Here is a 24099-nt window from a genome sequence, read left to right on the forward strand (position 1 = left end):
TTAGTTACCGTCTCGCAGAATTGCCAAAATGCGCTTGGCTATGACTTCATGCCCGTAATCGTTCGGGTGTCCAAGGTCGGATCTACCCGCCCAGGTCTGCTTTCCGACCGGTCCGACCGCATGCTGATTTGACGCCAAATCGCTAATCGAAACAAATCTTCCCCGATGGTCTTCGCATGTTTCCTGGATTACCTTGTCGAAATTCTTGGCCTTCCGGGAATTGGGGAGGACACCTACGCAAACGAGTGCGGCTTTCGGGGACTTGGTCCTTACTCGATCGATGTACCCTGGATAGTTAATGTTGAAGGCCTCATACGTAGTGCCCTTGCCGACATCATTTGTGCCTAGTTCAACAATCGCTAGGTCAACATTTGTGGGGATGATAAATTTTTCGGCAACTTGGCCAACGGTGTATCCATGCATGTGTGTATGGATGCTTTGCTTAGGTTGTAGCGCGCGCTCCACGATGTAGGCGAATCCCTTTGGCTTCACGGATGCGAACCAACCATCAGAAATTGAGTCACCGCTGAAGAGAACCTTTTCAAGCTTTGCGGGAACCTTGGTGGGCGCGTTATCCGTGGCGTCTCGGCTCGACGCACCAGTGCGCAGAACCACGATAGCAAATACTAGACACGTCAATGTGACAATACTGATCACCACAAGTGGAAGGTTTTTTCGAGACACTTAGTTCCTGTATTGATAAATTTTTGGGTATTTTGGGCGCAGTTCGCCAACGACCTTGTTTACAAGTATTTTATCTCGAAATTACTAGTCGAATGCTGTATCGGGAGGTGTCATTCGCCTCCTATCGTGGAACTTGTGCTGGGCCCAAAAAGTATGTCTCGGGCAGTTTGTTGAGCATGGAGTTGGAGCGACGACGGTTGCAAAGCGACAAACGAGATTCGCGAGTGCCGGAAAGTTGGAGTGTCATGCGAGGGCTGCAACGGTCCCGACGGACGATACTAATACCGTCCGTCCACCGCTGCTCTGCAACTCAAGTCAAAACGTCCCCAGCTTGCTTTGCAACATGCGTAGCTGCGTCCACTAACTCGAGTTTGTACGTAGCGAAGACCTAATCAGGTCTTGCTGCCTTGGGAACCTTCGATATAGTTCCGAGCGCCGCCATGCTTTGCCACTGAAGCATCTCTCCGTAGCGATGAGCTGATGTCAGAGGCTTAAAGGGTTTCAAATCCCGCATTTGGTAGCCACCGTTATCCCGAAATTGATTCCGGCGAATCTTCTGCGTCGGAGAAGACGAACTTAGAGATGAGGGTCATGTAGCTGTTTTTAGCCGAACTGCCTTCAGCATCTCGGACAACGTTTCCACGGTTCCATCAGAAGGATAGGATGTCACATTCTATGTAATAAGTGAAAGTTTTCACAAAGTGCCGGTTTCTCTACGTAACATGCGTGAATTCGCACCAAAACGTTGGATGCATAGGGTTACGCTTGATTCGAAGGTAGTCGTTAGAAGCTACCGTCTTGCAAGCATCAGCCCAATGAAATCGCAAAGGTGCCACACCCGTGTCTGACATTAAGCCCATCGTACTTTTGGCCGAGCAACTCTCTCCTGCAACCGTTGCTGCTCTCGGTCCCGACTTTGAAATTCGTCAGACGGACGGTGCGGACCGCTCTCAGCTTCTTGAAGCTATCGCTGATGTAGATGCAATTCTGGTTCGTTCCGCTACTCAGGTAGACGCAGAAGCCATCGCCGCAGCGAAGAACCTGAAGGTTATCGCTCGTGCAGGTGTTGGCCTGGACAACGTGGACATCAAGGCTGCTACGCAGGCCGGTGTCATGGTTGTGAACGCTCCAACCTCCAACATTATCTCGGCTGCTGAATTGACCGTTGGTCACATCGTGTCTTTGGCTCGTCGAATCCCAGCTGCCAACGCCTCGCTAAAGAGCGGTGCTTGGAAGCGTAGCTCCTACACCGGTGTTGAGCTTTTTGAGAAGAAGGCCGGCATTATCGGCCTTGGTCGTATCGGCGCTTTGGTCGCAGCTCGCCTGCAGGGCTTCGGTATGGAAATTATTGCTTTTGACCCATACATCACTCCAGCACGCGCAGCCCAGCTAGGCGTAACCTTGGTGACTCTGGATGAACTGCTGGAACAGGCTGACTTCATTACCATCCACATGCCTAAGACTCCAGAGACCCTGGGCATGCTGGGCAAGGATGCTTTCTCGAAGATGAAGAACACTGCCTACGTAGTCAACGTAGCTCGCGGTGGCTTGGTTGACGAAGATGCACTTTACGAAGCATTGAAGAATGAAGAAATTGCTGGCGCTGGCATTGACGTGTTCGTCAAGGAGCCAAGCACCGACCTTCCATTCTTTGAGTTTGAGAACGTCACCGTCACCCCACACCTGGGCGCTTCCACTGATGAGGCTCAGGAAAAGGCCGGCGTATCTGTGGCTAAGTCGGTTCGTCTAGCACTTGCTGGCGAGCTGGTTCCGGACGCAGTCAACGTTGCCGGTGGCGTCATTGATGAGAACGTACGCCCAGGCATCCCGTTGATCGAAAAGCTTGGTCGTATCTTCAACGCACTGACCGCTGGTTCGTTGACCAGCATTGACGTTGAAGTTGCTGGCGAAATCGCCTCACTAGATGTCAAGGCGCTTGAGCTTTCGGCACTCAAGGGTGTCTTCATGGATGTCGTTTCGGAGCAGGTCTCCTACGTGAACGCTCCAGTTCTTGCGGAACAGCGTGGCGTAGCCACTCGTTTGATCACCACCGCTGACTCGCCTGAGTACCGCAATCAGCTGACCATCAAGGGTTCAACCAATGAGGGCACGCAACTTGCGGTGTCCGGTACCCTTACCGGTCCTAAGCAGATTGAAAAGCTGGTTGGCATCAATGGTCACGAAATTGAAATCCCAATTTCTGATCACATGATCGTAGTTCGTTACGCTGACCGCCCAGGTGTTGTCGGTTCCTTAGGCAACGTTTTGGGGGAGCAGAGTGTCAACATCGCTGGCATGCAGGTTGCCCGCGATGAAAAGAAGTCTGAGGCCCTGGCCGTCATCAGCATCGACTCCGCACTGCCTACTGGTGTCCTAGACGTAGTTGGCGCTGCTATCGGTGCGAGCGTTGCGCGAGAGATCAACCTCGCCGACTAAGCATCACTAATCTGAGGCAACCCGCTCGCTGAATAATTTGTTCGGCGGGCGGGTCCTTTCGTTTGTGGGGAGACTGTGCCCAGGATGAAGTCTAGACAGGCTCGATCAGGACCGGCTCACCTCCGTCGCCAGCGGGACGGTAGCCGTGGTTGCATGATGATGACTTTCGCCGAACAATTCATAATGCAAACCTTTGGGGAGTTCTAGGTAAACGGAAGATGAATTTGTGATTGAATTTAGGTTATTCTTAATGAGAAGTCGTTTCATAATTAGCTGACATCTTTTTGTTGGGATAAAGTTGATTTGATATGAAGCCTGAACCAAAAGACAAAGTAGAGATCGACAAGACGAGTTTCTCGCCGTCGGATACGGCGATCGTGATCGTTACTTACAACCGGTCACACCTGCTTGATCGTCTTCTCTCCAGTATCCAAGTGATGAATCCGTCGCCAGGTCACGTAGTAATTATTGATAACGACTCAGCGGATGACACGCATGAGATTGTTGCCAAGCACACGAGCGAGCTGGCTCCAACGGTTATCTATCAAAAACTCGCTACGAACACCGGTGGTTCAGGCGGTTTCCATCACGGCGTGAAAACCGCATATGAACTGGGCGCCTCATGGATCTGGATGATGGACGATGACGTAGAGGTCATTCCTGATTCTCTTGGCAAATTAGGCAAGTGGGCGGCGCGGTTCCAGGTTATTCAGGGACGCCGGTACGACTACGACGGTAGTGAGTTCTATTGGCAATATCGGATCTCTGACCGTCTTGCCATCCCGATTCCGTTTGCGCCGAGCGACTTTGATATCACTGGATATCGAGAGATGAACTCCGGGTGCTTCGAAGGCATGTTCATCCACAGGGAAGTGGTCCGTCGTATTGGGCTTCCAGACCCACGGTTCTTCATATATTGGGACGACCAGCTCTACGGTTGGTTAGCTTCGAAGATCACCACTTCTGTTATTGTCAATGAGTTTGTTCTCAGGCGTACCCGAGACATTAGGCAACTCGACCTCGGTATCAGGCACTTTAACGCGTCAAGCAACGGATACCGGTACTACATCATGCGCAACCGGGCGATTCTCAAACAGTATTATCGCGCTCACGGCGTGTTATTCCCCGCTCACTTCGCCTTGGGAACAGTGCTGACCTTCGCGAAGGAAATCTTGCGATTAGTACTCGTTGAGAAGACTATCCGCGGGACTTCCAACCTCTTCAGGGGGCTGCGCGACGGGCGAAAGATAGAAATCGATAGGGCATGGAAACCGATGGCTCCCTTGGCATCAACTGACAACAGTAATCAGCTAAAGAATCATTAGACAGACGGACTTGCAAAAGAGTCGGGCGCCCTTTGGTATGGGGTGCTCGGCTGTTGGTTTAATGGCTGAAATTGTTTCTCCCGGTGGATGATCCTGAGCTCGGTGCTAGTCGTCATTGCTAGGTTCGCAGTGAACAAGCGCTGACAAGGTTTTCCATGCCCCGTAAAGGGGACCGGGAGACCAGGACAACCAGTATCAGGAAAACGCCTTGTGATTGGTGCGGCCTTCGATGCACGGTCGTCATTGTCAGCCGCATTCGCAGCAAGACGCCAAAGATAACTAGCCGTTTGCGTACACGCAGTCTCTTTCTGGTGCGATGACAAAAAACGGGGTGTGTTCGCGCTTGAATCGCGAACACACCCCGAAGGCTTAATGCTTAGCTCATATTACTGAGAGACTTTTTGCTCCTCAGCAAGTGCGGAGATCTGGTTGTCCCACATGGAAAGCGCAGAGCCGATTGCCATGTGCATGTCCAAGTACTGGTAGGTGCCAAGACGGCCGCCGAAGAACACATTCTGTTCCTGCTTCGCGAGGTCACGATAGGCGAGCAATCCGGAACGATCTTCTGGAGTATTGACCGGGTAGTACGGTTCATCTTCCTTTGTAGCGAAGCGTGAGAACTCCCGCATGATGACAGTTTTGTCAGTTGGGTAGCTGTCTTTGCGTTCAGGGTGGAAGTGCTTGAACTCGTGGATGCGAGTAAAATTCACGTCAGCATCTGGATAATTCATCACCGGTGTTCCCTGGTAATCGCCGACATTCACAACTTCTTCCTCAAAGTCCAGGGTTCGCCATGAGAGCTCACCTTCGCTGTAGTCGAAGTAACGATCAATGGGTCCGGTGTAAACAATCGGAATCTGGCCGGCTAGGTCGTCCTTGTTGAACGGTTGGCTTGAATCAAAGAAATCAGTGTTCAGGTGAACCGTGATGTTCGGGTGATCCGCCATGCGCTCAATCCAAGCCGTGTACCCATCCGTTGGTAGACCTTCGTACTTGTCGTTGAAGTAGCGGTTGTCGTAGTTGTAGCGAACAGGAAGGCGGCTGACAATATCGCCTGAAAGCTTTTCTGGAGAAGTCTGCCATTGCTTGGCTGTGTAGTGAGCGAAAAATGCTTCAAACAGTGGGCGTCCTACAAGGGCGATACCCTTTTCGTAGAAATTCTTTGCGGTATCAACGTCAAACTCCCCAGCTTGTTCTTTAACCAAAGAACGTGCTTCATCTGGGGTATATGCGGCATTAAAGAACTGATTGATCGTGTGCAAATTTACTGGCAATGAGAAAGTCTGTTCATTGTGGGTGGAGTACACACGGTGAACGTAGTCGGTGAAACTGGTAAAGCGATTCACATACTCCCACACACGCTCGTTTGATGTGTGGAACAGGTGAGCCCCGTAACGGTGCACTTCAATGCCCGTTTCAGGTTCTGCTTCGCTGTAGGCGTTTCCGCCGATGTGTGACCTCCGGTCAATTACCGTAACTTTGAGGCCAGCTTCTGCGGCGCGCTCGGCAATGGTGAGACCGAAGAATCCTGATCCGACAACTAATAAGTCTGTATCCATACATGCAATTTATTCATTCGGCAGTAACGAGCTGTCGTATTGAAGGTTAACGGGAGGTGTACTTAATATAAACAAATTTGCCGGTGGGTCAATTTCAAAGGTGAAGGAATTGGTTTATTGATAATGTGGTTTTTTGCGGCCAACGGAAAGTCCGTTTCGGATCGCTCCAGCATAAGAGAATTCGCTGACAAATGGCATCCGGGCCTACAGAAGTACGACGTGGCAATGCGTTAGTTCATGCCTGATGCGTAAGACAAGGAATGAGGAATTTCCCCTTGGTGGATCCGAAGAATAAGTATGATGTGGCCGTCCTCGGCTGGTGGTACGGCAAGAATTACGGATCAATTCTGACCTACTACGGTTTGAACCGTGCCATCGAAAACCTCGGCCATTCGGTTCTCATGGTGCATGAACCTGTCGGCTACAACGGTTTCCGTGTGCAATGGCCAAACGAGATCCTGTCAATGGATTTTGCGCGCCGCACCGGATACGAATACACGGATCAGCTCCATTACTCAGATCTGGATCAGCTAAATGAGCTCGCTGAAACGTTTGTCGTTGGCAGTGACCAGCTGTGGAACCCGCTTATCGGGCGCGTCAACGATGATCTGTTCTTGGACTTTGTCGCACCGGACCGAAACCGAGTTGCCTACGGCACGTCTTTCGGCAATCGAGGAACTGATAAGTTCAAGCAGGACTTCGTTGAAAAGCACTCGCAGAATCTTCAAAAGTTCAAAGCTATCTCTGTACGTGAGAACTATGCAGTGAAGACGGCTAGCGACATCTTTGGCGTCAAAGCAGACCTCGTAGTTGATCCGGTATTCCTTCTGGACCAGGAACACTACAACAAGCTGGCTTCTAAGGCGTCGATCTCACCTGAGGGTGAATACTTGGCAGTGTTCCTTCTGGACCCAACAGAGGAAAAGAAGTCGACGGCAGTAGCCATCCTTGAAAAAACAGGCTTGGATAAGATCCTCGTGATTTGCAACCCCGATGAGGGACGCTCTGTAGCAGAAGAGATTTGGTCTGATGAACCTCGTGCAGAGATCATTGCAGCCGACTCACCAGAAAACTTCCTCCGTGCTTACAAAGATGCCAGCTACGTAGTCACCGATAGCTTCCACGGCACAGCGTTCTCGGTAATCTTTGAGAAGCCATTCTCATCGATCTACAACAACAAGCGTGGTGCGGACCGATTCAAGAATTTGCTTGCCTCACTCGGATTTGGTGACACCCGCCGCGTCTATGAAAGTGATACCACTGAGACCGTGAATGAAAATCAAAACGTGACTCGAACCATCGATTTCACCAAGGCCCGCAATTACATCAAGAACGGGCGTAAGACATCGCTTGAGTGGCTCAAGGCAGCTTTGAACCCCAAGGTAAAGTCGACAGCCGCACTTGAAAACGGCAAGGCCGTTACAGCAGCCGCGGCAGCCAGCAAGAACAGCCACACCCTGGACCTAGACTTCTCCGCTAACAGCGACGTATGGTCCATCGATAAGGGCGCAGAGGGTGTTTCGCTGAGCGTCGTAAAAGACAAAGAACTTCGTGGGAAGCACGTCTGGACTAATCTTCCGGAGCCACTTACTCCAGGTTCAAAAAAGCGCATCAAGATTCAGTGGACACCAACCACGCAGACTAAGAGCATCAATGTGCACTTACGTAACCCTGAATCCGGAACCTTCCGAGTAATCGGCAAGGCTGCAGTGGCCGCCGGTTCGGGGGGCTTGCGCACCGATGAGTTCGAGTTCTCAGTAGCGGAGCAGGGGCTAAGCCAGATCATGCTTGGAGCACTGCACTTCACCGGTCCTAAGGCCGGAGCGCAGGTACACGAAATTTCGATTTCTGATGCAAAGGGCAAAGTACCGGCACCCAGCGCTCCAGCGGCCAAGAAGTCAGACGAAATTGTAGAAGGTTTCTCCAAGCAGGCACGCCGGCTGGCCAACCATGACTTTGAGCAGCAAGTTCGTTCCTTTACTCGCGGAAGGTCAGCAGACTCTGTAACTGGGATCCGCGCGCGGATGTTCTTTCATGCGCACGCAATTGAAAAGGGACTGACCCATAGCAACTTCCGTCCGGGCTTCGGACGAATTGCCATCCCAGGTCTTGCCAAAGAGATGAATGCTTGGCTATCGCGTGGTTTGGGCACGGACGACACCATCGTTCAAAGCTCAGCTTCGGTGATGAAGGCCTACTTCGCCCGCAACGAGGAGACCAATACGGATGTCTCTCATTTCCGAAACTTGTTTTCGGTGGAGTCGCAAGAAGTAATCGCAAAGGGTCAGCTGGGGGAGGGCGGAGCGTTCCCAGCTTCGAAGCACCGCGAAGACCCGGTTGAAACGCCTAATGATGACCGTGCATTCATGGAGGTCGTTTACGGGCGTCGCAGCGTACGCGAATTCAACGACACTCCTGTTGATGATTCAGCGATTGCTTCCGCAGTTCAGATTGCCATGCAGTCACCATCGGTTTGTAGCCGTCAGGGAGCACGTGTTCACCAGTTTGATGATCCAGAGATCATCAAGCAGCTACTTGAAGTTCAGGGTGGATTCTTTGGATTCAATGCGCCGCCACGCCTGCTCTTGGTCACTGCAGATCTAGATGCTTTCCTCTTCGCACCGGAACGCAATCAGCCCTTCGTCGATGGCGGGCTGTTCATGATGTCGTTGTTGCTGGGTCTAACCCAAATGGAATTGGGATCATGCCTGCTGAACACAGCCATGGGAGTCGAGAAGGAACAGAAGATTCGCAACATTGTTGATCTTCCTGAGAATGAAGTCTTCATCGCCTTTGTTGCTGTCGGTAACTTTGACCAAAGTGTCCTGGTTCCACGCTCAAAGCGCGTAGAAGCCGACAGCATCCTGAAGCGACATGGCTAACCAACAACTCATCGGTAAGGAGGGTGACACAAGCATGACGTTGCCAGCAACATTTGAATTGGAACAGACTGAAGGACCTGACATGGCTGATTCCACCAAGACGTACCCTGTACAGCCTGGGATTTGGCTACAGGCTGGGATTTCGACCGAACAAGAAGCACATTTTCATGTCTACGGTCCTGTTGGCATTTCACTGAGCCGTGGAGCGGCAGAGTTTGCGCCTGGTGGTTTGCTCTCTACGGGCACCTACTACAACGTGTTCAATTATGGGAAGTGGAAGCGGATCTGTGGAGATATCCCACTAGAACTTCAGCTCAAAGGCAAAGGGCACTTCCAACTGACCGTCTTCCAAGCTGACCGTCATAAGTCGTGGCACAAGTTGGTTAGCGAAGTGGTGACCTTAGACGGCATGTATCGCCATCCGGTCCTAGTAGACGAGGAGACACCGGAAGAATCGCTGCTGTTCTTTGACCTGATGGCATTGCAAGATGGCGAGCTTGAAGATTTTGCGTGGGCGACTACAGCGAAGCCAGTGCGAACCCCGGAGCTGATGCTCTCGGTAACTACCTTCAAGCGAGAAGCTGAAGTAGAAGATACGATTTCCCGTTTCCGTGAGTTCCTTGTGGACTCGGCAATCAAAGAACACATCAGCATGACTGTTGTGGATAACGGTAATTCGCTCAAAGTCGAAGACGGTGGCGGCGTCGAAGTCATTCCCAATGAAAACTTGGGCGGAGCTGGCGGATTCACACGTGGTCTATTGCGCGCACGAGAAATCGGCGCTACACATTGCCTGTTCATGGATGACGACGCATCGATCCAGATGGAAGCCTTGTCCCGAACATGGTGGCTGTTGGCCTATGCCCGAGATTCACGTACTGCCGTTGCAGGCGCAATGATCAACGCTTCACACCGTTGGCAGATCTGGGAAAATGGTGCGGAGTTTGATCTGGGATGTAAGCCTAGGTATCACGGATTAGATCTGCGTTCGCGCGATGCCGTGTTCGAAATGGAATATGAGACGACTATTCCAGCTCCGGAAGATCTTTACGCCGGTTGGTGGTTCTTCGCGTTCCCGTTAGACAAAGTGGAACACTTGCCGTTCCCATTCTTTGTTCGTGGAGACGACGTGAGCTTCTCATTGGTCAATGACTTTGACATCGTTTCGCTTCCTGGCGTTGCGTCTGTTCAAGAGAATTTCACTGACAAGGCTTCGCCAATGACCTGGTATCTGGATTTCAGAAGCCACCTGGTACACCACCTGTCGCTTCCAGAAAAGCAACGATCATGGATTGAACTGCAGCAGATGGTGCTGAGCTTCTACCAACGCAACGTCATGCGGTTCCACTACGACACTCTTTCGGCAATCAACCTTGCCTTTGAAGATGTGCTCCGAGGACCAAAGTTCTTCGATAAGCATGCCGATATGGCAAGACGGCGTTCGGATCTGAAGGCTTTGACGAAGCAGGAAGCCTGGAAGCCAGTCGTTGAGCGGCCGGAAGAACTTCACGGTGAAAAGTCGCGTCTTGCTAGGGCCCTACTCTTAGCATCGTTGAATGGACACTTGTTGCCAATGGGCAAGGAGGGTGATGCTGATTTGACGTTGTCTTCGCCATTTAGGGATGACTACCACAAGGTCTATGGCGCAAAACAGATCACTTACCTCAATGGAGATCAGTCTTCAGCCTACGTAGTTCGTCGCAGCCAGAAAAAGTTCTGGCGCGAAACCGCACGACTGGTGCGAAACACCATGCGATTGAGGGCGACCTACGAAGAGAACCTTCGTCTATGGCGTGATGGGTATGACCAGTTGACGTCTGACGCTTACTGGACAGAAAAGTTGAATCTCTTAGGGGATGGAACTCAAAACCGATAGTCAATATTCAACTGGCATGACGACGCAGTCGCTATGATTCGCTAGCGAATCCACTAGCTATTGCATCTGTGCAGCGATCGGTCTCCACTCCAGCCAGAGTAGATTCTCTTTCTAAGCTCAAAGGCGAAGAGTCCAGGGGCGAACGAGTTTCTGCGGCATACATGATGGTACTCACCATCGAGTAGAGTCCATCGCACTGAGCGTCGTCCGCTCGGAAAATACCATAAGATCCAGATCTGCATCGTACCAACCAAGAAGTTTCGGTTGGTACGGTGCTTTTTTGAATTGCATAGCCGACAGTTGCAATGGAGACCGTGATACATAATCGCTTGGTAAAGAGCATTCCACACCTCGCATCTTTCGAAATTTGACCTCGAACCATCAGGACGTGAACGTCTTCAGACTACCGTTGAGGAAAGCTACGCGATCATATCGTAATAAGGCGAAACAAGATTGAACTACGGGTTGCAGAGCGAACTTCCGCATTGTTACGAGACCGACAAGTGAATTACTTGAACTAGCACCATCTGTTTCGGTCACAGCCAGCAACGGCAAGATCAAAATCTGAGCCTACTGCTGTGGGCTCAACATTGGGTTTATACCCACTCTCAAAGAGTGAACAGGATGTTTCACACTATGTCACTTACATCCCAGGTCTCCCAGCACCGAGAACGTGTATAGATCTCACTGGCACTCTGACCTCGCTTTACTCGAGCTACTGAACCAAACGTGACTGGCCCCTGTCACTTTCGCCGAGGAAGTCTCTTCTAAATTCCAAGCATTAGACTATACTGGCTCTTAAAACTTAAGCGTGGTGCAGAGTGTTCAGCACGGGCGCAGCCCTGCCGTATATAACAGTATCCGAAGGCGGTAATGCGCATGGTTCCGATAACCCCGGCCAATGCGTTTCAAGTTCTTCGCCGTCAGATTCGCTGCCTCACTCCTGGCGTTCGTCAATCTGGTTCTAACGAACACCAGCAACTCCCTGCGCCATCCGGTCAACGTCCGGAACAGCGACTTCGCCTCAACCATTGTTGTTGCTCGCACGGACTTTTCCAGCACCGCCCACCGGGATTGGAACTCATGGATATTCGTAGCTTTCAATAGTTCCCGCACATGCTCCTTGATCGCATAGATCACTCCGAGTTCCGGGTCTGATTCCAAGATCAGCTTCAACCGTTCAACCTGCTTGATCGACAAGTTCTCCAGATTGCAAGTCAATAATTTCCGGTACTTGTAAGCCGGATCAGCAGCCCGGCCACGACGATCAAAGACTTCGTGGGAGCGACGTCGGCGGACCTGGGTGATCATCAGATTCGCCCGCTGAATCACGTGGAAATGATCCACGCTAACCTTTACCTTCGGCAGATTCTCCCGCACCGCCTTGCGGAACTCCGATGACATGTCGATCGCGACGTACTGCACCCGTTGGCGCCAATACCGTGGCCGATTCTTCAGCCACCGTTTCACCGCCGTGCCGCGGCGTCCGTCCACGATATCCAGAATCTTTCCGGTATCCAGATCAGTAAACACAATCGACCACGGCTCAATCCGCACTACTTTCCCGGTCCGGCCCCGTGCGTAGCGGACTTTGCGAAACCGGTGCTCATCAATGCCGAGCCGGCGGATGAACATGCGGTCCACGTCCCCGACCAGTTCACCGATCGTGGTTAGCCGGGCCATGACCGTAGGCCAAGACACCCCATGCGCGGCAGCGACCCGGGACACTGCCCTGAGTTCGGAACTCATCTCGTCCACGAACTGTTGGGAGAGTCGTGTGGTGATCCTGGCACGGAACGGGAGTTGCTCGGTGGTTTGAACGAATGAACGGCGTTCGCAGGCCGATTCCTGGCAGGCCATACGGCGTTTGCGCACCAATACCTGCAGGTCGGTGCCGCCGACTGGCACGTCCTTCACCCGATGTATTGGTCTGGCCTGGATTCGTTGGGTGAGCACTCCACAGGTGGGGCATGCTGCTTCGGTAGCTTTGGGCTCGATGAGGGCTTGTCGTCCGTCTGCTTCGTGGGTGGCGCTGATGACGCGGTAGTCGTTGAGGTTCAACAGAATCGACGCAGCATCGATTGGCCCGGTATCCTTGAACACGGCTCGTAGTTCCTTGCTGATGTATGTCTAGACAACACTCATCTTCGCAGAGGACTGCGGGCCTTACTTCTTTTTCGGGGTCACCACGCTAAAACTTGAAGAGCCACTATACTTGCACCGTGAGTTAAGTTGGAGTAGTTTGACGTCTCCGCAAAGTGATGCGGGATTGATAACTTCGTAGTTGCTCAGGTCAACGTTCATGTACGCCGGTGGACTGATACTGAAGCAGAAGGGTAAATTAATGCCAAAAATAGACAACGTAAAACGGTTGCCTAGCAAAGTAAAAAGACTAATTAAGAACGAAATTAGAACTTTTTGGCAGAATTACCCGATTCAGCATGACACCATTCTGTTTGAGTCGTTCTCCGGCAATGGAATGCTATGCCACCCGGAAGCGCTCTTTCGACGCATGCTCAACAGGAGCGACTTTTCCGAGTATCGCTTCATTTGGGTCATTAACGATTTCAGCCGATATTCAAAATCAATTAACGAATACAAATCAAACCCACGAATTAAATTCGTTAAGTACCTGAGCTTTGAATACTATAAGGCGCTCAATACAAGTAAATACCTAATCAACAATGTATCCTTTCCGACACAATTCGCCAAAAGGCCTGATCAGGTCTACGTAAATACCTGGCATGGTATTCCGTTGAAGAAAATGGGATATGACATCAAGGGTCGCGCTTCCGACGCCAAGAACATAGTGAGGAATTTTCTGGCTGCGGATTATCTTCTTTCGTCTTCTCGCGCTATGACTGATTCCATGTACGCTAAAGCGGCTCTTCACAAATGAGGGTGTAAAACCTTCCTAAATCCACCGGTCTCCAACAATGACCGTGCGACATAGTGCGTCAAATTTCGGAACCCCAAAGCGATACCCCGCAAATGCTCCAACCGCCCATTCAACGCCTCAGTAGGACCGTTCGAACAGCCAACATGGTCAAAATACGCCAGAATATCGCTCTTCCTACGCCGCAGAGTTCCACCGAGCTTCTTCAACTCCGGCAAACCCTTGGGCACCTTCGTTCCTATCTCCTCAATCAACTGCCCCATAGCCCACCGACCGACTTCTGGTTTCGATTGCCGGTACGCATCAACCATCTTCTGATAAACACTCCACACCAGTTCAACCGGCTCATACTCAGGTTTCTTGAACAACGCTTCAACCTTGGCTTTCTGCTTCTCCGTAGCCAATGACAGCCCGGTAGTCAGGGTCCGCCGGCACTGATACAGCGGATCATCTTTGCGCCCTCGATGACCGTGCTGCACCCGTTGAACCCGCTGCCTTGTCTGGTCCAACGCGTCAGATCCGAGCTTGACCACATGAAAAGGATCCAAAACTTCCACGGCTTGAGGTAGCTCTTCAGCGGCAGCGGTTTTGAAGCCTGTGAAACCATCCATCGCGACGACCTCAACAGTGTTTTTCCATGCTTCATCGCGTTCAGCAAGCCAGGTCTTAAACACGGCCTTGGAACGGCCGGGAATCATGTCTAATAAACGGGATGCTCCGGTGTCTTCCATGACGGGCGTGAGGTCCACGATGACCGTTACGTATTTATCCCCGTCGCGGGTATGACGCCACACGTGTTCGTCAACGCCAAGGACTTTGACCCCGTCAAAGCGGGTGGAATCATTGATCAGTAACCGTTGACCCTCGGCCAACACCGCGTCATTGGCGGTATTCCACGAAACGCCTAATCCTTCAGCAATCCGTGAGATTGAAAGGTGTTGGGTGACCAGGCCATAGAGCGCCCAACGCAAACCAGTTTTACTGATTTTCTGTCGTGGTGATACAGCTTGGGTGAGGTCTTCACGCCAGACATGGTGGCATTGCGTGCACCGGTACCTGCGGTGACGGATAGCTAGGGCGGTGGGCCGCCAGCTGAACGGTGCGTGCGCGATACGTCTGATGACGGTATCGCGTGGTATTCCTTGGGCTCCGCAGGATTGGCACCATGGGTTTGGGGTGGTGACTTCGCAGAGAATCTCAGCCCTGGCTGAGGTTATGTGTTGAGCGATAGCCGTTAGTCCTAGACTGTCGAGGCCGGTGAAAGTCGTCAGATCCGCTGGGGAATAGATAGAATGGTGCACAGTCGAGGTCTTTCAAGAATCGTTAGTGTGGTAACTTCCATTCTCGTGAAGGCCTCGACTTTTTATTGATTTATGACATGCCTGTGAGCTGTGGTGTTGGGTTTAGGTATCTACACTCTGAATTCGGAAGAGCCGCTAAAGCGTTCAAGATGGAGAACCTTTTCGAAGGTACCGTTATTGAGGAGGGCAGCCCCAGAACCGACCGTCAACAAGACAAGCAGGCGGCAACTGAAGAATTTAATAGGCTGTTAGCAGCCGAGGGTTTGTCTCCTGATAACCGAGAAGTCATATTATATGCACCAACTTGGAAGGGCGAATCCTACTTCAGCCCATTTACCGACGCCTCCTCTTTGCAGCACATCATCAAGAAAATTGAATCGGAACTAGACCCGAGCCGTTTCAGAGTGATGTTAAAAGCGCACCAGGTGGTCTCGGATGTGGTTTCGGAGATTCCTTCACTTAAGAATAATGTTATTCCCAACTCTGTGCCGACAAACGTTGCGCTGGGGGCGTCCAGTTATCTCATAACTGACTACTCAAGTATATTTTTTGATTTCCTGTCAACCAAGCGTCCGATTCTTTTCTATATTCCAGACTTGCAAGAATATAGAAAATACCGAGATTTGTACCTCGAGCCTGAAGATCTTCCAGGTCCTGTCAGTCAGAATGCTGATGACCTAATAGTCGCACTGCATGAGGCTATTTCTTCCCCTGAGATGGAACTCTCTGCTTCTACCCAATATGCCAACCTTACTGAAAAGTTCACCGTCAATGATGACGGAGGCGTTTGCGATAGGGTAATTGATTCGATTTTTCTTGGAAGAACTTCCTCACACAGAAACACAGAACTGCGTTCAAGCTCAAAAATTAAGCTCTTGATTTATGTCGGTGGCATGATCCCCAATGGGATTACGACTTCTGCGCTAAATCTTCTCGATAATATTGATTACGAAAAGTATGATGTCACGGTTTTGTGCCCATTCTCGACCGGAGAGATGCAACAACGAAGTTTCCGCCAAGTAAATCCTAACGCCAGATTGGTCTTCAGATTTGGAACCTTTAATAGCAGTTATATCGACAACCTTCTGAGATTGAGAATCCTTAGAAAAGGAAGCGCCAGCTTTGGCGCTTCCTTCAAGAGTCAAGAGCGCCTATGGAAAAGTGAGTGGAGACGCTGCTTCGGTGATGCGAAATTTGATCACATAATTGATTTCAGCGGGTATACGTCATTTTGGGGAACTCTTTTCCTCCATGGTCCAGCGAAATCGCGGGCAATTTGGATGCACAATGATCTGGCGGCGGACGCACATAGATCCATCGCGGGCAATATGCCTCTGAAAAGTGGACTCTTTTCAACCTTTTCTTTGTACGCGAAATTCGACAGACTGGTGTCGGTCTCACAAGGGCTTGCTGAGATTAATGCTTTGTCACTCGAAAAGTGGGCGGATTATTCAAAGTTCACTTGGTCTTCAAACACAATCAATCCTGCCAAAATCCGAAAGATGGCATCGGGCAACGGGAACGCTGTCGGCGCGTCGGCCAGAGGTGACCAACTAGTTCGAAGCCGAAACATGGGGAAACTGGTTACCGCGATCATCGACCAGAAGAGGCCCGCGCAATATCGATCGTCAGGTATCGATAGCAGTGAAGACGTTTCTCCTGCGTTCTTTACCTTTTTTTCAGCCGGTCGTTTATCACCTGAAAAGAACCACAGCAGGTTGATTGACGCTTTTGGAATGGTGCATGAAAAGATTCCTCAGACCCGTTTGGTGATTGCTGGTGACGGACCCTTACGTGCTGAATTGCAATCTCAGATTACGAGTATGGGGCTCCGAGAATCAGTCAAATTAGTGGGGCACACGAGCAACCCCTTCAAGCTGATGGCAAATTCCGACGTTTTTGTATTATCCAGTGATTATGAAGGACAGCCGATGGTCCTTCTTGAGGCTCTCGTTCTTGGGCTGCCTGTAATTACGACTTCGTTTGGCTCGGTCAAAGGAGCGCTGCCAGCGAATGTCGGAACAATCGTCGACAAGAATGCTGGTTCGTTGGCCAAGGCCATGTATGAGCACACAATTGACAATATCGTATATGAACCATTTGACTCATTGGAATATAACGAACGAGCTATGAACGAGTTTTATAAGCTTTTTGGCTAGACAAGTAAACGATCCGATTCTGGTTTAAAAGCTTTGTAACATATCTGAGGTATATAATGACGCGAGTAAGATTTTCCCTGGATGACATTGAAAAAGTGAAGGAAGCAATTTCATTAAGTGGTCTGAACGGGAAACACTTTGTTGAGATTGAGCATGGTAAGCATGCACATTCGAAAAAGAACTTGATCCAAATTGCTGCGCATAACGGCGACGCGAAATCCACACTGTATGAATTGGCAGCGCAAGGATTTCATCTCTACAAAGCGGATGAAAACTCGTCATGGCTTGTCGCACAGGACAAAGTTGCTGACTTGTGGCATCGAGTTCGTCAAGGGGAACTGAAGTTGCAGATTCAGGACTTTTATACACAACTTCAAGCAATATTGATCCCACACGTTGCAAATCATTGCTTGTTATTTTTTCCTCAATGGCTGACGATCTCAACAAGTCATCTTTGAATAGATATTTTGAACCGAACTTTAAATCCGTTCACAAATTTGTTCCTGACGACACCTTGGTTTTGCGAATTGCTGACATCGGAGGAGTGGTTGGCGGTTTCTATTTGCCGACCAGCTTTGATCCGTCAGCTGCAACAAAGGTGTCTAATCTTATAAATTCAATCATCGATCGATACGGAATTGAACGCAAGCGAGTAGTCCTATATGGCGCGTCCAAAGGTGGTACTGGATCTCTATATCACGCCATGATGGCCGGGCTATCGTGCGTCTCAGTGGACCCCGTAGTAGACGATTCGTTTTACGAGCAAACCTACAACGACAGCCATTGGACCGCCGGGCGGCTTTTTCCTCACAAGAAGGAGGATGCATTTAGAGAATTGGTCTCTTTGTATCAAGAGCGGGAAAGAGCCAGTTTTGAGTCTATAGGCGTTGTTTGTTCGCCTCGGTCGCCCCTGTTCAAATCCGTCATTGGTTTTACGGAAAATATTCCCGAAGAGTCTGCCCGGATATTCGTATCCGATAACCCCAAGATCGATTCTCATCCTGGAGTCAGTCGAGAGACGTTGCGTACTGTCACGGGATTAATAAACTGCTATCTACTTGGCTTGCGTACTGAACCGGGCAAAACCTACTTCTAGACGCACTTGATTGCGTGCATGACAGACAGACACGGACACAAATTAAGGTGAAACATTGAATTGGCGAACTAGCTACGGAAAAGGTCGATTAGCCGAGAAATCTGGCCGTATTGACTCGGCGATTGGTCATTACGACGATGCTCTGAAATTCGAAAAGAGTGATCCCACAGGCGAAATCGCCTATCGCCTGGGTCATCTACTTTTGCAGCAGGAAGATTTTCAACGAGCTGCGGCAGCACTTAATCGTTCGGTAATTGCGGATCCGCAAAATGGCCATCGGCTATTTAGATATGGCACGGTCTGTCAGCGACTCGAAGACTGGGACGCTGCAATTGGAGCCTTCGAGGATTCCGCAGCACAGGGATTTGTAAAGGCGGATCTTCACTATCGTCTGGGTCAGTGCAAGGAAAAGCTGGGTCTGAGCTTAGACGCAATCGCTGAATACCGAAAGGCTGCTATCCAAGAGCCGGATAAGCGGTACCATCATGAGGCGCTTATTCGGGTTACCCGCCGTACGGGTCAGGCGAAGATGATCAATGAAGTGCTGCAACAAGCCAGCACAAACTTTCCCAACGATAAGACTTTCAAGAAACAACTCGCAGATTCATATGTCGCGCTTCAAAATCCGCATCACATACACGAGTATTTCTCCACCATCAATAAAACCACCGAGGCTAGTGCGGCTACGTGTTTTCGTCATGGCGTAGCACTGTTGGAGCTTGGCAAGGAAGCCCAAGCCACCAAGTTGTTCGACCAAGCCATATCATTAGACACAAAGCTTCGAGCCAAAGAATTAGGCGCGGGCGTCTTCTTTGAATCCATTGGGGATTATCGAAATGCTGCCGATTTCTTCGGTAAGTATGCGCGCAGGTTCCCAGACAAGGCTGAAGTGCATTTCCGCCGCGGTTACGCCTTAGAGCGTTCGTATCATTGGGAAGGCGCAGTAGGCGAATACGAGCTCGCTCTGTTGCTGAATCCGAGCAACCCTACGTGGTTCTACCGTTTGGCGCTGACACAAGAACGACTCAACCGATGGAATGAAGCCGGCGAAGCTTATGAGCTGGCAAACCGCAGCCTTAAGTCGAAGAATTCTTATTGGCTGTATCGAGAGGCTTGTACTCTGCTCGAAGCCGGTGAATACAAATCAGCGTGCGAGAAATTTGCGCTATCCGCAGGTCGTAAAATCGTATGGTCAACCGAGGAAGAAGAACTAGCTGAAGAAGCAGTAGTCGAAAGCTCTGAATCTCTGGTCGTTGCTGAGAAACTAGAGGATGACGACAAATGGCCGAATTCTAGGTTGAAGTCGGTTCTTAGCCTGCAAAACGCTTCAGCGTCCTACAATGCTGGCCAGACCTATATGACTTTCAAGAAATACGAACTGGCGATTGTCGCTTTTGCGGATGCGTGCAAACGGTCTAACGCATTTAATGCAGACTACTTTGCAGCGTTGGCGGACGCATACGCATGTAGCGGTAATTTCGAAGCAGCAGCTAGGTCCTTCAGAGAAATCCGTGTCCTGAAGCAGCCGCACGGTGTCGACTCCAAAAAGTACACCAAATCGGCTCACGCAAGGAACGCTCTGTTTTACGTTGAGTATTGCGATACGTTGAGAGTCAATGACCAGGTGATTCTCTTTGAAAGTGGCGGTGGATCCTTCATTGGCTGTAATCCACTCGCTATTTTCGAAGAGATTATCGAAGATGGCAAGTTCAAGAACTATGAGTTTGTATGGGTTATTAATGATCTTGGAAAAGTTCCAGAATCGCTAAGAGGCGATTCTCGAATCATTTTTGTACGGAAGGAAAGCGATGCCTACCTTCGCTACCTTGCGTCAGCAGGGTGGTTGATCAACAACAATACGTTCCCTACGTATTTCTCCCGTCGGGAGCAACAGAAGTATCTCAATACTTGGCACGGAATTCCGCTGAAGACCCTTGGCCGAGACATCCGATCAGGAATGATGGACCACAAGAATGCTGCGCGCAATTTGCTGCACGCAACGCACTTGATTGCGCCAAATGATCATTATTTAAACGTATTGACAGAACGCAATGAAGTTCAGGGCGTTCTGACTGCGAAAATCGCGATGACGGGGTACCCGCGAGTTGATCAACTTGTCACCGTATCGCCAGCAGCTCGCGATGAAGTGCGGCGCTTAATTGGGGCAGAGAACGATGAAGCGGTCGTCCTCTACGCTCCAACCTGGCGAGGCGATCTCAGCAACAAAGTGATTGATGTTGACAAGATAGTTTCGGACGTGAAATCGCTGAATGCCACCGGTTGCAAGGTTATTTTCAGAGGCCATGCCATGGTGGAAGCGGAAATGGCCAAGGGACCGCTGAGTGACCTTCTGCTCGACATAGACATCGATACCAACACCCTGCTAAAAGGTGTAGATATTCTGATCTCAGATTATTCGAGTATTATTTTCGACTTCATGCCCCTGCGCAAGCCGATTATTTACTATACGTATGATCTTGAAGAGTACAAGGAAGAACGCGGAATCTACTTCGAGATCGAGGACCTGCCGGGACTTCGTTGTGACGATATCCAATCCGTCGTGTCTTCAGTAACCCGTATCAAGGAAGACCCTGAGTTTGAAGTTCCACTAGAGACACCGCTTAGTCGTACATTGCTAGTCCACGAGGACGGACATGCATCACGTAGAGCTGCGACATTCTTCTTTGAAGATGACACGACCGCTTTAGTCAGCGATGTCGATGATAGGAAGCCGATACTCTTCTTCCAGGGTTCGTTCATGCCTAATGGAATTAGCACAGCATTTGATGCTTTGGTTAGGGCTATCGACCATGATATCTATCGACCAGTAGTTGTCTTGGAGCCAGGGGCACTTCACACCAATCAGAATCGTCTAGACGTGTTCAATGGCGTGAGGGATGAGTTCCAAACAATTGGACGAGTTGGTGGATTGACTGCCAACCTTGAAGAGCTGTGGATCGTCGATCGGATGAATTCCAAGCATGAGCTAGACAGCGAACGTATGTGGGAACGCTACAACCATGCTTTTTCAAGGGAGTTCCGTAGACTCTTTGGCGCGACTGAGTTTTCGTCCGTTATTTGCTTCGAAGGTTACGCTCGGTTCTGGGCGGCGTTATTCGCGAATAGCCCTAAGCCTCGTAATGGCAGAACCATCTATTTGCATAATGACATGGTTCGTGAATACGAGACGCGATTCCATTATTTGAAGAGTATGTTTGAGCTGTATGGTTCTTACGACACTTTGGTATCCGTGTCCAAGAGCGTCGGTGAAATCAACGCATCAGAACTCAGCGCTTCATATAACATTCCAGCTGAGCGTTTCGTCAACGTGAACAACCAGATTGACCCGTCGAGGATCTTGCGGTTGTCCACTGAAGAAATCGATTCTGACCTTAGTCAGTGGATTGACGAGGCAGACCATGTTTTCGTAAATGTTGCGAGGCTTTCACCAGAAAAGGATCAGGAGAAGCTCCTTCACGCATTCGCAAAGGTACGCGCTGAGGTACAAGCGAACCTACGATTGGTAATTGTGGGTGAGGGACCACTTGCTCAGCAATTAGGTGAAGTCTCTTCCAAGCTTGGCATAAGCGATTCAGTCTACTTCACAGGGCTGCAAGCGAACCCGTACTCAATCATGAAGAGATGTTCTTCATTCGTATTTTCTTCAAACTATGAGGGACAAGGGTTAGTCGTTCTAGAAGCGTTGGTACTAGGGCTTCTCGTCGTTTCTACGGATGTAGTTGGGCCCAAGAGCATCCTAGAAAACGGCGAGGGAAAGCTGGTCGAAAACTCGATTGAAGGGCTCCAAAACGGAATGCGAGAAATCTGCACTTCCGGTGACTTCATCTCGAATTTTGATGTGAATGTCTACAATAGCGATGCCCGAAACTCATTTGACCGTCACGTGCTGCATAACTAGCACTTATCGCACATTCAATCGATGTTAAATGTCGCTGCGGTCCCGACTCTTGAGTCAGGGCCGCAGCACAGTATCTTGGCATCGATTCATTGTGCTCCGTCGGATATGGGCGGTCAGCACAACTCGTCCGTTCATGAGCAACTTCCACCAGCCAATCGGGTATCCGACGTGGCTGGTGGTTTGTTTTTTGCAAGGTTTCAGATTTGGCTGAAGAGTACGTACTTTGCTTGTTCTCGAAGCTGGAATTCGTTCCGATACGCCGTGGCGTCCAGAACTAAAATAATTTTGACCGAGTCGTCCACAACATGGACATGTGCTGTGGTCTCATTAGAAAATCCGTAATTATGGTCATCGGTGCCAAATATCCGAACTCCGGCCTGTTTCGTGCCATGTTTTGAAATCGGAAAACCGATATGAATGTTGACTTGCAGCTTTAGGTGGCACCAAAGCGTGATGTGGTTACTAAAAATAGGTATTTCGGTACGCTGAAGAGCATGGGATCACGATTCATTCGCAAAGTTCGCACCGCATCCGGTGCGATAGCAGTGCAAATCGTGGAGAAAAACGGCAGAACCGTGATCGGCATTGAGCATCTCGGCTCCGCCAACACCGACGAAGACCTTGCCGTCCTGCTTGCTTCAGCCAAGGAACGGCTGCTTCCTGGCCAGGACACCTTGGATTTTAGTGTCGAGCAAAAACCCGTCGCAATGGGTGATCTTCCGAACTGGACCGCTCAAGAACTACCCGCAGAAACACGCTCCGCAGGCAGGCCACGCAGCGCACCGGTTGCTGCCGACGCGAAGGTAATCGCTTCGCCAGCCACTGAGCTCTGGGAGATCCTCGAAGCAGCTTACGACCGGCTGGGATTCAACATCCTTGATGACACTGCATTCAAAGCCATGGTGCTGGCGAGGCTGATCGAACCCACCTCGAAAGCCCAGAGCATTCGAGTGCTCCAACAGATCGATGCACCCCACCCGTCCCTGCGTACGCTGTTCCGCAGCCTGGGCGCCTGCATCGAGAAGGACTACCGCGACCAGCTGGCCAAGGGCATGGTCGCCTACCGGTCAGCAACCGCAGGCCTGGCATCCTTAGTGATGTATGACGTGACCACCTTACATTTCGAGGCGAAAGACGAAGATAAGCTACGCAAAGTCGGGATGAGCAAAGAACGCCGCGTCGACCCGCAAATCCAGGTCGGGCTACTCGTGGACCCGGCAGGATTCCCGCTGGAACTGCACATGTTCGAAGGCAACAAGGCCGAAACGACCACCATCATTCCCGTGCTTCAAGCATTCCAGGCACGCCACGGAATCACCGACTTGGTCGTAGTCCCTGACGCGGGCATGCTTTCAGCAAACAACCTGAACGCGATCGAGGATGCCGGATTCAAGTTCATTGTCGGCTCCCGGCTGACCAAGGCACCCTATGACCTGCAGGAGCATTTTGATACGAAAGGCAATCGGTTCACCAACGGGCAGGTCCTGGAATCCACGCGGGTGATGGGCACCGGGAAAAACGCTCGTGAACGTCGGATTGTTTATCAGTGGTCGGCCAAGCGTTTTGCTAGAGATAACCGCAATATCAACCTCATGGAGCGCAAGGCTTTGGCGGTCGCCGAAGGGAAATCGCCGATGAAGAAAGTGCGGTTCTTGAAAGTGTCAGGGGCTGAGAAGGAGCTGGATGAGAAGGTCATCGAGCGGGCCAGGATGCTGGCCGGGCTGAAGGGCTATGTCACTAATATGCTCGTCGATTCTGTGCCTGCCACGCTGGTGATCAGTGCTTATCACGACTTATGGCAGGTTGAGGCGTCGTTCAGGATGACGAAATCGGATCTGCGGGCCCGACCGATTTTCCATCGTGAAAAGGATTCCATTGATGCGCATTTGACGGTGGTGTTCGCGGCGTTGGCTATTGGCGGCTCTTCAAGTTTTAGCGTGGTGACCCCGAAAAAGAAGTAAGGCCC

At 50.6% G+C, this 24099-nt stretch carries 13 protein-coding genes and 1 pseudogene; 10 read left to right on the plus strand and 4 right to left on the minus strand.

Annotated elements, in window-relative coordinates; all coding sequences use genetic code 11:
* Positions 1-684, minus strand: coding sequence for an SGNH/GDSL hydrolase family protein (locus ACT3RW_RS06705; protein ID WP_444613234.1), 684 nt, complete (start codon positions 682-684; stop codon positions 1-3).
* An 840-nt stretch (positions 685-1524) separates the two neighbouring features.
* On the opposite strand from ACT3RW_RS06705, the gene serA reads away from it, so the two are divergent.
* Together serA and ACT3RW_RS06715 are read left to right on the plus strand one after the other, a co-directional pair.
* Entirely contained in the window at positions 1525-3120 is a 1596-nt protein-coding gene (serA, locus tag ACT3RW_RS06710) for a phosphoglycerate dehydrogenase (RefSeq protein ID WP_444613235.1), read from the plus strand.
* 308 nt (positions 3121-3428) lie between these two features.
* Positions 3429-4445 carry a glycosyltransferase gene (locus ACT3RW_RS06715; protein WP_131088003.1) on the plus strand — a complete coding sequence of 339 codons (1017 nt, stop codon included), beginning with the start codon at positions 3429-3431 and terminating at the stop codon, positions 4443-4445.
* 386 nt (positions 4446-4831) lie between these two features.
* On the opposite strand, the gene glf is transcribed toward ACT3RW_RS06715, so the two are convergent.
* Positions 4832-6004: a UDP-galactopyranose mutase gene (gene glf, locus ACT3RW_RS06720; protein ID WP_131088004.1), complete on the minus strand. Its 1173-nt coding sequence runs from the start codon at positions 6002-6004 to the stop codon at positions 4832-4834.
* A gap of 278 nt (positions 6005-6282) precedes the next feature.
* Here glf and ACT3RW_RS06725 point away from each other — a divergent pair, with 278 nt between their 5' ends.
* Positions 6283-8886: a polysaccharide pyruvyl transferase family protein gene (locus ACT3RW_RS06725; protein ID WP_444613236.1), complete on the plus strand. Its 2604-nt coding sequence runs from the start codon at positions 6283-6285 to the stop codon at positions 8884-8886.
* A gap of 34 nt (positions 8887-8920) precedes the next feature.
* Positions 8921-10762 carry a hypothetical protein gene (locus tag ACT3RW_RS06730; protein WP_444613237.1) on the plus strand — a complete coding sequence of 614 codons (1842 nt, stop codon included), beginning with the start codon at positions 8921-8923 and terminating at the stop codon, positions 10760-10762.
* Positions 10763-11587: 825 nt separating this feature from the next.
* Here ACT3RW_RS06730 and ACT3RW_RS06735 read toward each other — a convergent pair.
* Positions 11588-12865 carry an ISL3 family transposase gene (locus tag ACT3RW_RS06735; protein ID WP_444612499.1) on the minus strand — a complete coding sequence of 426 codons (1278 nt, stop codon included), beginning with the start codon at positions 12863-12865 and terminating at the stop codon, positions 11588-11590.
* 241 nt (positions 12866-13106) lie between these two features.
* On the opposite strand from ACT3RW_RS06735, the gene ACT3RW_RS06740 reads away from it, so the two are divergent.
* Complete coding sequence (locus ACT3RW_RS06740; RefSeq protein WP_444613238.1) at positions 13107-13661, plus strand: CDP-glycerol glycerophosphotransferase family protein; 555 nt, start codon at positions 13107-13109, stop codon at positions 13659-13661.
* Here the strand turns inward: ACT3RW_RS06740 and ACT3RW_RS06745 are convergent.
* Positions 13652-14959: an ISL3 family transposase gene (locus ACT3RW_RS06745; protein ID WP_441665189.1), complete on the minus strand. Its 1308-nt coding sequence runs from the start codon at positions 14957-14959 to the stop codon at positions 13652-13654. The genes ACT3RW_RS06740 and ACT3RW_RS06745 overlap by 10 nt on opposite strands.
* 149 nt (positions 14960-15108) lie before the next feature.
* Here ACT3RW_RS06745 and ACT3RW_RS06750 point away from each other — a divergent pair, with 149 nt between their 5' ends.
* The 5 genes and pseudogenes from ACT3RW_RS06750 to ACT3RW_RS06770 form a co-directional block, all read left to right on the plus strand.
* On the plus strand, positions 15109-17118 hold the full coding sequence (locus ACT3RW_RS06750; protein WP_444613239.1) for a CDP-glycerol glycerophosphotransferase family protein: 2010 nt from the start codon (positions 15109-15111) through the stop codon (positions 17116-17118).
* 56 nt (positions 17119-17174) lie between these two features.
* Positions 17175-17576, plus strand: a complete 402-nt coding sequence (locus ACT3RW_RS06755) for a hypothetical protein (RefSeq protein WP_444613240.1) — start codon at positions 17175-17177, stop codon at positions 17574-17576.
* The gene (locus tag ACT3RW_RS06760) at positions 17525-18214 is read left to right on the plus strand and encodes an XcbB/CpsF family capsular polysaccharide biosynthesis protein (RefSeq protein WP_444613241.1); all 690 of its coding nucleotides are present in this window, start codon (positions 17525-17527) and stop codon (positions 18212-18214) included. Before ACT3RW_RS06755 ends, ACT3RW_RS06760 begins: the two co-directional genes overlap by 52 nt.
* 55 nt (positions 18215-18269) lie before the next feature.
* A complete protein-coding gene (locus ACT3RW_RS06765) occupies positions 18270-22133 on the plus strand; it encodes a CDP-glycerol glycerophosphotransferase family protein (protein ID WP_444613242.1) in 3864 nt (1287 codons plus the stop codon).
* Positions 22134-22627: 494 nt separating this feature from the next.
* Positions 22628-24052 (plus strand): annotated as a pseudogene (locus ACT3RW_RS06770) (IS1634 family transposase); the annotation flags it as partial.
* Positions 24053-24099: the final 47 nt, after the last annotated feature.

The sequence above is a fragment of the Glutamicibacter sp. AOP5-A2-18 genome (assembly GCF_052446055.1).
Classification (GTDB): Bacteria; Actinomycetota; Actinomycetes; order Actinomycetales; family Micrococcaceae; genus Glutamicibacter.